This is a genomic window from Megasphaera sp. UBA4233 (genome assembly GCF_002395615.1).
Classification (GTDB): Bacteria; Bacillota; Negativicutes; order Veillonellales; family Megasphaeraceae; genus Megasphaera; species Megasphaera hexanoica.
Window position 1 is genome coordinate 143,579 of sequence record NZ_DGXL01000014.1, and the last position, 11,614, is coordinate 155,192.

The 11,614-nt window shown below is 42.7% G+C and carries 11 protein-coding genes and 1 riboswitch; all 11 genes read right to left on the bottom strand.

Annotation, left to right across the window (positions count from 1 at the left end):
- Positions 1–11: 11 nt before the first annotated feature.
- The 11 genes from B2U90_RS03770 to B2U90_RS03820 all read right to left on the bottom strand — a co-directional run bounded on the left by B2U90_RS03770 (position 12) and on the right by B2U90_RS03820 (position 11,243).
- Positions 12–1,817 carry a glycosyltransferase gene (locus B2U90_RS03770; protein ID WP_292017136.1) on the bottom strand — a complete coding sequence of 602 codons (1,806 nt, stop codon included), beginning with the start codon at positions 1,815–1,817 and terminating at the stop codon, positions 12–14.
- 13 nt (positions 1,818–1,830) lie between these two features.
- On the bottom strand, positions 1,831–3,312 hold the full coding sequence (locus B2U90_RS03775) for a glycosyltransferase (RefSeq protein ID WP_292017137.1): 1,482 nt from the start codon (positions 3,310–3,312) through the stop codon (positions 1,831–1,833).
- 137 nt (positions 3,313–3,449) lie between these two features.
- Positions 3,450–4,211 (bottom strand): DUF4422 domain-containing protein, encoded by a 762-nt coding sequence (locus tag B2U90_RS03780; protein ID WP_292017138.1) that lies wholly within the window; start codon positions 4,209–4,211, stop codon positions 3,450–3,452.
- Between the two features lie 316 nt (positions 4,212–4,527).
- Complete coding sequence (wbaP, locus tag B2U90_RS03785; RefSeq protein ID WP_292017139.1) at positions 4,528–5,979, bottom strand: undecaprenyl-phosphate galactose phosphotransferase WbaP; 1,452 nt, start codon at positions 5,977–5,979, stop codon at positions 4,528–4,530.
- A gap of 177 nt (positions 5,980–6,156) precedes the next feature.
- Entirely contained in the window at positions 6,157–6,591 is a 435-nt protein-coding gene (locus B2U90_RS03790; protein WP_292017140.1) for a universal stress protein, read from the bottom strand.
- The gene (locus B2U90_RS03795) at positions 6,588–7,724 is read right to left on the bottom strand and encodes an ABC transporter permease (protein ID WP_170087391.1); all 1,137 of its coding nucleotides are present in this window, start codon (positions 7,722–7,724) and stop codon (positions 6,588–6,590) included. Before B2U90_RS03795 ends, B2U90_RS03790 begins: the two co-directional genes overlap by 4 nt.
- Positions 7,705–8,832 carry an HlyD family secretion protein gene (locus tag B2U90_RS03800; RefSeq protein ID WP_292017141.1) on the bottom strand — a complete coding sequence of 376 codons (1,128 nt, stop codon included), beginning with the start codon at positions 8,830–8,832 and terminating at the stop codon, positions 7,705–7,707. The genes B2U90_RS03795 and B2U90_RS03800 overlap by 20 nt, the downstream gene beginning before the upstream one ends.
- Positions 8,833–8,910: 78 nt before the next feature.
- On the bottom strand, positions 8,911–9,393 hold the full coding sequence (locus B2U90_RS03805) for a MarR family winged helix-turn-helix transcriptional regulator (RefSeq protein ID WP_059077481.1): 483 nt from the start codon (positions 9,391–9,393) through the stop codon (positions 8,911–8,913).
- Between the two features lie 86 nt (positions 9,394–9,479).
- A complete protein-coding gene (locus B2U90_RS03810; RefSeq protein ID WP_292017142.1) occupies positions 9,480–9,602 on the bottom strand; it encodes a hypothetical protein in 123 nt (40 codons plus the stop codon).
- Between the two features lie 196 nt (positions 9,603–9,798).
- Positions 9,799–10,845 (bottom strand): ABC transporter substrate-binding protein, encoded by a 1,047-nt coding sequence (locus tag B2U90_RS03815; protein WP_292017143.1) that lies wholly within the window; start codon positions 10,843–10,845, stop codon positions 9,799–9,801.
- 77 nt (positions 10,846–10,922) lie between these two features.
- Positions 10,923–11,243: a DUF2292 domain-containing protein gene (locus B2U90_RS03820; protein WP_292017144.1), complete on the bottom strand. Its 321-nt coding sequence runs from the start codon at positions 11,241–11,243 to the stop codon at positions 10,923–10,925.
- A 53-nt stretch (positions 11,244–11,296) separates the two neighbouring features.
- A riboswitch (SAM riboswitch) is annotated at positions 11,297–11,397 on the bottom strand.
- Positions 11,398–11,614 lie beyond the last annotated feature (217 nt).

Here is an 11,614-nt window from a genome sequence, read left to right on the forward strand (position 1 = left end):
ATTTTAATATTTTATATTTTCAAATACTTTATCCAAAACGATTCACTTGTCATATCATAAAAAGTTGATTTATATTCTTTTTCCAATCGATTATAGTCAGCATTCAGTCGAAGGCTCACTTTGAGCCAACGAAGGAATAATCGAAATGCCTTTTTTCTTCGTATAGAGAGCACAATAGCACTCTCAAAATTAGAATCGCAAGCAATGACATTTTTTTTCAAAAAGTACATTTTACTATTATTTCCATACCCATATTCAGCAAATCCATTTGAATGGAAAAAAAATGAAGGAACCAGGTGTCCGTTCAAAGTTGCAAAACGAATCAATTTAGTGAGATGACTTTCTTTCGATTTATTCAAATCAACACAATACCGTTCATACAACATATCTATATCTGTTATTTCACCAATCGCTTTCATCTTGACTTGCTTAATGCTGTGTTTTTTTAAATCCTTGACAGTATCTACTGATTTAAAGAAGCCAGGCCCTTTGAGGAAACTTTCTACTCCGTCCAATAACAGTTCCGCTCCACTGTAATCATAACGAAAAATATCATGAGCAAAACGGCGTAAAAGGAATTTTAATGCCATTTTTTTATTGCCGGTGTGATGGATACAGTTGACCACAAGGTTATTACGAAACATAAAATAATTTTCCATCAAAGTAGAGTATTTTTTATCAAAAGCTTCATGCCACACGGCAATCCCATTTAGAGAAATACCTTGATGAATATTTCTGATAGAATATTCTATATCATCCATGCGAATGAAAAACGGATATGGTAGATTTTCCAATGTGGCTACGCTTTTGGGAATACAGCAATACCACCAAGCACAATAGGCATTTGTAATCGGCTCTTTTTTTTCATTAAATAGAACATTTTTATACTTATTCAAATCTAAGTTTTGTTTCAATCCAATCAAATGATTCCCCTTGAATCCAGCCAGATTTTCATGTTGTATATTCTTTTGATCCAACCGTAGCATAGCGCCACCAAGGAATTCATTTTTATAGTCATCTTTTAGCAAGGTTAAAAAATTATAAGTTTTTTCAAAAGCCTCTACTTGGACTAATACATCATCGTCCATAAATAAAATATGCGTCGAAGTATCATCATGCAATGATTCAATCATGCCACGACAAAAACCGCCAGATCCGCCAACATTGAGATTAGGAAATATCTGTACTATTCCTGGGATTTCCATTTTTTCAACGGGCAGTGTTTGTCCATTGTCCACAACTTTAATCTTGAAGTGACTGGAGCCGTTATAATTCTCAGATTTGATAAAATGATTTACAATCAAATTGATATTGCGTGCAACATATTTTTCACGCTTGAACGTGCACATGACTAAATCAATATCTACTGGATTTAATTCTTCTTCACCAATTTCGGTGGAATAATAGCTATTATATAAAACTCCAGGCCGATTAATTGCCTGTATTGTAAAGTAAATGGAATCGTTTTTAGAAATATCTACTGGAAATTGATAGTCCCTTTTTTGTTCAGTTTGGACTGTAAATCTGCCAATACATTCATGAATGGCTTTTTCATGAAACCAAGAAGCAGAATATAATTCAACGATAAATGTTCCTTGAAGAGAAAGAGTCAATGTTAAATTAGATAATTTGGTATATTCCAGCCACTTATTTAAAGAAAAAGAATTAAAATACGTAGAGAAATCACAACTAGCATATTTATCCAAATTCAAACTATCATTTTCTTGCACAACATGCCCATGTTTGCGGAAATACATCTGTTCTTCATCACAAACTTTACGATTAGAAAAAATGATATTCTGTACAATATAATTCATAAACGCTCCTTTATTACAAATGCAAGTAGTTCTCCCAAAACTGTTGAGTCTTTAAATTTTTGCAACGAAATTCTATGTATTGCTTATGTATAAGTCGATACTGCCAAAAAATTTGGGAAATAAGGATTAAATTTTTTATGAACGTCCAACAAATATTTTCATCAATATGGTATTGTTGTATTTGCTTTAATTTTTGATCTGCATCTATAGAAGTAATGTGTTCATATCCACTTTGGTAGTCTTGTAAAGCAACAGCGAACATCTGCACTCCTAGTTTATTTCGGCGCAATATATGTTTTCCGAGTCGGCCTAATGCCGTACCCAAAAAACTCCATCGCCCACAATGAAATGCATAATGATTTAATATAAGCATGTTCCGATCATTGAAGTAATTAACAACTGCATTTTCCTTTTTATTAAAAGTTTCATGCCATACTCCGATACCATTCATTGTTATAATATCCTGACGATTGCGAATGCCGTATTCCATATCATCACTTTTAATGAAAGCAGGCAAAGGATACCCATTTTTCTTAACAACAGCTATAGGGATACAGCAGAACCACCATGCAGCATATTTATTGATAACTTCAGGTATTGTATCATTCTGAAGTAAATACGCCATTCTTGTTAAATCAAATTTTTTTCCTAAAGCATGTAACCGTATTTTCCCCCAATAGGCTGTATTTTCATATTGGATAGTCGGCTCATCCATACTTATCATGGATCCGGCAATCATTTGCTGTGCATATTGATTTTTAATATGTTGGCATAAAGCATATACCCGTTCCAGGGACGATGTTTCAATAAGAATGTCATCATCCATCATCAGGACATAATTATTTGTACCCTGGTTCACTTGTTCAATCAAACCACGGGTAAATCCACCGGAACCACCATAATTACGATTGTGGATGACTTGCAATTGTTCATTGCATATCTCTGGTAATGTCTGTCCATTATCAATAACCATGACGTGGAAATGTGGGTTCTCTTGCATCAGACGCTGGAGAATTGTTAGGTTTCGTTTGACATATTCTTCTCTTTTAAACGTACAGATAATGATTCCTATATCTACATTTTGCGTATCTTCAAACTCTCCCCAATATGCACCATTCCAAACTTTTACGTCATCTTCTAATGCCTGAATCGCAAAGATAAGAAAATTACCGCTACAGTCAGAAAGAGAAATGATTTTCTCTAAATCATTCTGACACGTATCGGTAAAAAGAATCGTTTTATCAATTGGAGAGACATTGTATACTATCACCTTATATTTTCCAGATATACGTAATTGCAATTTTATCGATTGAATCGATGTGTAGGTTTTCCATTTCTTGACAGAAAACAGATTGAAATATGTGGAAAAATCTATAAACTGCCCTTTCTGTAAACAGATGTATTCAGGGTGTATGTCTACTGAATCGCCTTTTATGTATAATTCTTTTCTTGCCATGTCCATCGGCAATTTTATAGAATATAGTTTCTCAAACATGTATCTGTATCGCCCCAAAATTAAAGGAATAATGAATATATCTTCATCATTTTATCACATTCAATATTATTTGTCAGTATATAAAATATTAACATAGTGTTCTTAAATTAAGACTATAGTGCAGAATAGAAACGTGCTTATCTTCCAAATAACTTCCGCTTTAAAAACAAGCCGCCTTTTTTTATCCAGTTTTGCTTTTCTATGAATGAGACGTTTTGTTCTGCATAATTTATTTTATTATATTCCATCCATACGTCAAGTAACCGTTCTGCTACAAATCCATAGACCCGTGAATCGTAGGAATCCCAACTGCTGATATTTAATCTTTTTTCGAGTTCGAAAAGAATCGAAAAAAGCCATTCCATATAGGATTGGAAGTAATCGTTGCGCATGACGAACATGTTAAACATATGAGCCCATGTACGATTCATTACTTTTTCAAAAGCTGGCAAATATTTCGGATATGCTTCTTTAATGATTTGTTCAGTTATATCCAGGCCTTCTGAATGATGGGCATGGTTATAATGGGAACGGTTGGTTTCAATATAATAGTTCCGTTTATCTGGTACGACGACGGGGTGTTGGGCTAATAATGCAGTCCATTCAGTTTCAGTAAGAATCTGCTTCTTTTTACTCTCAATGGAGTGCACTTCTTTACGGGTAAAATAACGACGATAATGGACAAGTCCAAAATAATCAGCGTTCAGATTTTTCCAAGCCCAGTAAAGACCAGTGAGTTCACAGAAATTAGGATTTTTAATACTGATATTCTCGCCCGTATTATCCGGTGTATAGCCTATGTCCTTTTTTCCTTCTGCTCCTACATGGACTGGAAGATACACCGGATCTGATGGCATCCAGTATGGTTTATGTGCAGCTATAATGATTTTAATTGACAATGTGTCTTATCCTTTCAATGGTAGATTATGGGGTTGTAAATGGACTCATGATATGGACTCTGTTCGCGAGAAAGAACCCTTCCGCCCTAACGGGCACCTTCCCTTCGCAGGGACGGCTTCTAACGATGCAAGACGACTTCATCATTTATGCATCGCGATGCTTCTTCAAATGCGATGCTCTGACTAAGTTGGCCTATTGCTCCAGTTTCATCTCTGCTGTCCGTTTTGGCAACCAGCCTGCATCTTCCTTTGGTCGATACCTGCTGGGCCAAAAAGGCCCCTCACGGTGACGACATTTAGCAGGGCGAATCCCGATTTAATATGCACCCTTGTGCTTTAGTACGACTCCTATGGTACGCCAGATGAGTACGATGTCGAACCAGACATTCCAGTTGCGGACGTACCAGGTGTCCATCTGGACCCGTTCGTCGTAGGTAGTGTCACTGCGGCCGCTGGTCTGCCACATGCCGGTGACGCCGGGGCGGACCATATAGAAGTCTTCGATGTATTTACCGTATTTAGGAACTTCGGCCTGTATGATGGGGCGTGGGCCGACGAGGCTCATTTCTCCTTTTAGGACGTTGAATAATTGGGGCAGTTCGTCCAGGCTGGTTTTGCGCAGGAATGCACCGCTGCGGGTAATCCGCGGGTCATCTTTGAGTTTGAATTCTTTCTCCCATTCTTTACGGGCTTCCGGGTCCTTGGCCAGAAGTTCTTTGAGCCTGATATCGGCATCGACGCACATGCTGCGGAATTTATAGCAGTTGAATTCTTTTCCATGACGGCCGACGCGGCGGTGCTTGAATATGACAGGGCCAGGCGAGTTTTTGTATATCCACAGGGAAATAGCCAGGAATACGGGACTCAGACAGATAATGCCGATGCAGGTACAGACTATATCGAACAAGCGCTTGATGATACGGTTGTATCGCCGGCCCATGTTATTACGAATTTGAAAAGCTACGATATGTCCATCAATGAGGGTTTCCATATCGAGGGTGGCCAGTGGCATGGTGCCCATATCAGGAATAAAGGCGATATTTTTTACTTTGGGCTGCAACCGGTATATGATATCCTGTACTTTATCATTGCTGAGCCCCGGCGCGATGACCAGGACGTGCTGGACGCCTGTCTGGTCGATGACGGCTTCGGCATCGGCAAAGGTCCCCAGATGTGGCATGAGTCTGGCGACTTCCGGTTCTGGTTTATGATCTTCCAGGAAACCGATGAAATCATAGGCAAGACCGGAATCGTCCTTGAAATATTTCAGCACAATAGCAGCCGTCTTTCCTGCCCCCATGATGAGGACCGGAAGCTGCAGCATATGGAGACGGTTCAATAGTTTGCGGCTGACAAAGCGGAATAATACAAGAAAGAAGAAGGCAAATATCCAGATAAATCCGATGAATAACCTCGATGTATGAGATGCCGTTTCCAGGACATACATGAGAAATATCATCATCACGACGGCATACAGATTGGCTTTGAAAATACGGGAAATGATGCGCCAGAACTGCATGCGTCGTGTATACAGAGACTGGACCTGCATAAAAAGGATAAAAATAGCTGGCCCAATTACGTGAAAACTGAGCCAGGAAATATGCAGGGCCGAATTGGTAATGAGCGCATTACGCAGGAAAAAAGACAGCTGTTCTGCCAGCAGGACAGCTAGATAATCGATTACGATCCACAACAGAGGCAGCACGATAGTGCTGTATTTATTTTTTATAGAAATGGATGTTTTCATGACGTCACTATGTCCGTTCATTCCCAAAATCCTCCTAGTTTGTAGCTTGTTTCATTTTAACATACCCGTCATAGTTTGTCAGCACGAGGAAACAATATGTTTTTTTGAATAGTTATGGTACCATCAGACCTGCTCTAGTACTTCGTAAACACAGAAAAGTCCGCAAGGCGATATACAATGCACTGTGCGGACTTATAGTTATTTCATGATCAGGATCGGTACGTGGCTGCGCAGGAGGACGTAGTTGCTGACGCTGCCAAGAAGTATTTTTTTCAGGCCTGACAGGCCCCGGTTGCCAATGATGATGAGGTCCACCGGGTGTTCTTCACTGTATGTTACGATGTTTTGTGCCGGGTCTCCTATCTGGACGACGGCTTCGGCATGGATAGTATCGGGAATGAGAGGCATAAGTTTCAAAAGCAGTTTGTATCCTTTTTCTTTCAGTTCTCCCGGTATATATCCGCCAGTGCTGACTTGTTCAAAAGAATTGATTTCTTTATTCATATCTACTACGGTCAGCAGTGTCAGGCTGCTGCTGCATTTTTGTGCCAGATAGACGGCTTTTTCCAGAGCCCGCCTCGATGGTTCGGATCCATCGACCGGTACCAGTATATGCTGTAATTCTTCGTTCATAACAATTCCTCCTTCTGATGTGCCAATTTCTTCTGTTTCGTTCCGTAAAAGACCAGGCAGAAGACGATGAGGATGCAGGCGAAATAAATCAGGAATCCTCCAAATTCCGGGGCAATATCCCAGAATCCGGCACCGCGGATTGTAATGTCTCTCGTAAATTCATACTCCCAGGTCAGGGGAAAGAAATGAGCAAAGTAGCGTACCCACAGACTTTGTTGCATAATCGGGCTGGTGGCACCGCCAAGAATAAATCCCATAGGTATAAAGAGTATCATGCGGCTGGCAGCTACGCCGGGATTGGCGGCATTCCATCCAAAGAGCAGACTCATCATTCCGACGGCCGGGATATAGAAGCACTGGGTCAGGAAAAACAGGAGCAGGCTGCCTGTGAAAGCCATGTCATTCAGGAAATGAAGGATGACCATGCCGACGGTAAGGGCCGTCATGAGGCAGATACAATACGGGATGAGACGGACGAGTATGGCAAACGGCGTTCCCTCCTGCTGTGTACGGGCTAGTTCCCCGGTCATGCGCAGCCTGGGTATCATACCGATGGTAGCAAAGGTAAAAAACATGGAAGAAAAGAAAAAGAGGAATCCCTGGACTTCCCCATTGTTGGCTGCGGAACCCTGTGGATTGAACAGGAGCCGGTCTCGCAGGGTAATGCCCCGTTCTGCCCGGGATGTTGTGGGAGCCGCCAGTTTTTCATTTTCTACCGCTACGATAGCATTGAGACCTTCTATGATATCTGCGTTCTGGGCAATGCTCGTATTGTCATAAAATACACCAATGGTTCCGGCAGCATCACTGTAGCGGTTCTTTTCCAGATCTTTTGGGAAATAGACGACGGCAGCAAACCGGTCCCGATAAAAAAGCGATTTCGGATTGACTGCTGTATGAAGGACCGTATCGATGCGGATATACGGGGAGGCATCCATCTCGTCGATGACCTGATGGCTGTATTTGGAGTTATCCAGATCGATGACGGCGACCGGGGCATCCTGTATATAGTTATTCCCCAGGAGCACTGTAAATAATACGGCGCAGACCACCGCTACGATCATCGCCACTTTTTCATAAGGCATGCCCATACCGGAAAATAGAAAAGCCAGCTCACGTTTCAGAGAGTTCATGATCGGTCACCTCGATTGTCTGACCCGGCAGGACTTTTTCTTCCGGATTGGTGTAGACGCGGATTTGGAAAGCCGTAAGGTCAGCCTGCCCTTTTTCTCTCGTACCCTTCAGGTCGGCAAAGCCCGGTGCCTGCGTGATAAACCGTATCGTACCACCTACGCGATGGCCATCCGTTATGGCCGTACCGGACAGATTCTGCCCTTCGTGAAGGCGGACAGCCTGTTTTTCACTGACATAGATATCATAATATTTCCGTTTGCTTTCCAGGAGGATGACCGGCGTGTCAGCCTGAATCATTTCTCCTTTCTTGGCCAGCAGTTTCAGTATTTTACCATCTTCCGGCGCTCTCAGAATCAGGCGGTCTTTTTGTACTTCCAGCTGCTGCAGTTGTACACGGAGCTGGTTGCGCTGCTGGACCAGGGATTCTCTGTCATGTCCCTTGTTGGCTACAGTCTGGCGCTGTTCTTCAATTTGTGGCAGTACCATGGTGTTCGTATTACCCGTATCCATGGCTCCACCCAGTAATTTAGCCAGGCCTTCCTGCTGCTGGTTCATAGCGGCCTGGGCTACAGAAAGAGCCGCTTCTGAGTCGTCCATATCGGATTTTGCGATGGCTCCCTGACTGTACAGGGCCATTTTACGGTCGTAATCCCTCTGGGCATTGACCAGTGTGGCAGCGGCCGAATCGATAGCTGCACGCTGCTGATCTATCTGGCGCCGGCTTTCCTGTTCTGTCGTATTGGTCTGGGCAAAGCCAATCTGTATAGAACCTTCCATCGATTGTATCTGTGCATCGAGCTGGGCAATCTGGGCCTGGGTTTTAGCAATATCGAGGTCTACATCGGTACTGTCCAGTTCCATCAGGATGTCGCCGGCTTTTACTTCCTGCGATTCCTGCACGGCTTCCCGGATCAGTTTGCCACTGACTGATTGAAAGGATACTTTTACCTGCTCTGCCGTGACGATACCATCTTTTTTAATAATGCCCTGCGCGACGGCATCATTTCCCTTATACAGCAGCAGAATTCCACCGGCAATGAGGACGATGATAAAGAATATCCCCATATGCATCGCTTTTCTGCGCCATATCATATTTTGTCCGTCCATACTAAACAGTCCTTCCATCTATATATTTAGCTAGCTAACTAATTATATCTAATATCACACAGGGACTGTCAGTCAGACTTATCCTGTCAGTTTCTTCAGCAGTCCGATGAGTTCATTTTGTTCCTGTTCCGTGAGTCGTCCCATGAGTTTCGTAATGCGCAGATAATGACCGGGCAGTACTTTTTCCGTATAGGCCTTCCCGGCCGGTGTCAGCAACAGTTTCTTTGCCCGCCGGTCTTCCTGGCTCGACCGGGCTTCTACTAATCCATCCCGTACTAGTCGCTGTGACATGACGCTGATTGTCGCTTTGGTCACTCCTGTCTTTTCTGCCAGGTAACTCGGTGCAATGCCTTCCGGATGCTGGTGCAGGACGATGAGGACCCGCAGTTTACCTTCGCTGAGTTGATATTTTTTTTCCAGGACGTCATTGATATCACAACGTATTTCTTCGGCAGCCTGCATGATGCGCAACATGGCCAGTACTGCCGGAGGATTGATTTCCGGAATCAGGCTGGCATGTTGTTCCAGTTCTTCCCGTGTCGGAAACGCTTCAATTTTCATCACTGTCATCCCTTTATAATTAGTTAGCTTATTAACTATAAGTATAGACACTTTTTCTGAATTTGTCCATACTTGAGCCTTTTTTCCTACAGGCCCTTTACTTCATCAGGGATGTTGCGCGGCATGCTCCAGTCCACGATAATACCAGCGGACGAAATACAATTGAAGCAGCTATACCAGAATTTCCATTTTTTCTTCCAGATTTTCATCAAATGGCCCGCCTGTAGACATATTTACAGAATCTGCCCAGCCCCATCGTATAAGTATATGACAGGGTCCGGGGAATAAAGGTTTTCAACCAGTTTCGGACTTTTATGGTATTCATACTTTTTTTGTTATTTTCGTATGCTTGCCTTTTCAGTACTACTTCCTGGACTGTTCTTACTGCCATATGGCATACCTCCTTTATTCATACACATGAAATTTTGAAATAGCTTCCGTCAGTGAGCCATCAAATAAACCGGCGGCTTCAACAGGCTGGTTCAACAGACCCATTTTTATAAAGGAATTGATAATATCTTGTTCAGATTGAATTGTTTTTTCATCAAGAGGTGCTATTCTCCCTTTGCGCTGTGCTTCCTGTTCTTCAAATTGTTTTTGATATTCATCAGCCTTCTGATTCGTTTCTTTGGCATAAAAAGCCGCCCATTCCTTCGGATGCTGACGTATCCATTCATCGGCTTCATTGATTCGTTCCAGATAATCGATGAGAGCCGCTTTTTTCTTGGGATCCGCCAGGGCAGTGGAAGCAGCATACCAATAATAGTCGCCGGAAAGAATGCTTTCTGCTGAAGCCAGCGTAACGGCGCCTTTATTTTTGGCCTGAATAATACTATTTCCATATCCGGCATAGGCATCGACATCACCAGTGAGTACGGCCGACAGACCGTCTGATGTAGACATAGGCAGTGCTTCGATATCATTCCAGGAAAGGCCGGCTTCTTCCAGCATTTTAAACAGGAAATACTGGGCTGTCGTAGATTTGACATAGGCTACTTTTTTCCCTTTCAGGTCGGCGACCGTATGGATAGATGCTTTGCTTTTTGGGCCCGTAATCAGTTCCTGGTCCAAAGTTGATCCTTTTCGTATAGCGACGATTTTGAAATTCCCGCCATTATTGCTTAGTGAAGCAAAGATAGGTGGTATCTGACTGCCACAGCCTGCATCCAGCTGGCCTGCCGCCATGGCTTCCAATACCAGATTTCCACCGCGGAGATTGTGGAAATGAACCGTATAGGGCGTATCATCAAGACCGGCGGCCTGCAATACTCCCTGGGCGTTTTGGATTCCTGCCGCGCCGATATCCAGTGTCACTCCCGACAAATCACCCTCATAGGGATTAGAAGCATGGAAAGAGGCTTTTTCGCTTTTTGCCGTACCTGTACCGCCACAGCCTGCCAATCCCAGAATAAGAAAACAGATTATAACAAGCAGAATAGATATTTTTTTCATAACATTTCCCCCTTTGGCAATAAAAAAAGCTGAATACACCCGGTACACCTGCCTTGATGGCATACGTACCAGATGATTCAGCCTTCAGCTTTTCTGATCAGCTTTTTCTCCGTCCGTTCAATACGGACAATTTCATGTTTTTTGATGACGACGACTAGTTTCCCGTATTGCAGATTCCCCAGTGATGAGCGGATCTGTTGTTCTATCTCTTTCCGGTCCGGTGGTTTCCGGCAAATTCCTTGTCCCTGACAAAGGACGATGCGTTCATTGCGCTCCAACTGAATCAGCCGGGAATCCTGGATGACCAGGGCAATCTCTCCGGAACAGGTCTGTTGTATTAAATCCAGCGCATAGGTCAGTGCATTTCCCTGATTCGATGCTCCCCCTCTGTTTTTCATGTATCCCTCCTAAAAAAAAATCAGCATCCTGAAAGATGCTGCTCCCCTAGCCAGTCTCATCTTCCAGGTTTAATCCTGCTGGAATTGGCACCTTACCTTCCAGCAGGTTGCCGCAGCTTCACCGGGCCAGTCCCTCCGCTGCTCTTGATGACGCGCATTCTGTTGTTTCAGATCCGCGCTATGAATTTGTACACATACAGTCTATTCTGTTCATATCCGGTACCTCCTGATTCGTCAGTTTTTAATGTATACCGAAATAATACACTATATTCTCCTGCCTGTCAAGAAATTTAGAATTTAATTCTATATTTTTTATGTATATGCAGAATAATTATATCCCTATGTACACTATGCATTTTTTATTGTGAATC

Excerpts from the sequence above, each read along its gene's own strand:
- B2U90_RS03770 (WP_292017136.1), bottom strand. The coding sequence starts at position 1,817 with ATGAATTATATTGTACAGAATATCATTTTTTCTAATCGTAAAGTTTGT.
- B2U90_RS03775 (WP_292017137.1), bottom strand. The coding sequence starts at position 3,312 with ATGTTTGAGAAACTATATTCTATAAAATTGCCGATGGACATGGCAAGA.
- wbaP (WP_292017139.1), bottom strand. The coding sequence starts at position 5,979 with ATGAACGGACATAGTGACGTCATGAAAACATCCATTTCTATAAAAAAT.
- B2U90_RS03790 (WP_292017140.1), bottom strand. The coding sequence starts at position 6,591 with ATGAACGAAGAATTACAGCATATACTGGTACCGGTCGATGGATCCGAA.
- B2U90_RS03795 (WP_170087391.1), bottom strand. The coding sequence starts at position 7,724 with ATGAACTCTCTGAAACGTGAGCTGGCTTTTCTATTTTCCGGTATGGGC.
- B2U90_RS03800 (WP_292017141.1), bottom strand. The coding sequence starts at position 8,832 with ATGGACGGACAAAATATGATATGGCGCAGAAAAGCGATGCATATGGGG.
- B2U90_RS03805 (WP_059077481.1), bottom strand. The coding sequence starts at position 9,393 with ATGAAAATTGAAGCGTTTCCGACACGGGAAGAACTGGAACAACATGCC.
- B2U90_RS03810 (WP_292017142.1), bottom strand. The coding sequence starts at position 9,602 with ATGAAAATCTGGAAGAAAAAATGGAAATTCTGGTATAGCTGCTTCAAT.
- B2U90_RS03815 (WP_292017143.1), bottom strand. The coding sequence starts at position 10,845 with ATGAAAAAAATATCTATTCTGCTTGTTATAATCTGTTTTCTTATTCTG.
- B2U90_RS03820 (WP_292017144.1), bottom strand. The coding sequence starts at position 11,243 with ATGAAAAACAGAGGGGGAGCATCGAATCAGGGAAATGCACTGACCTAT.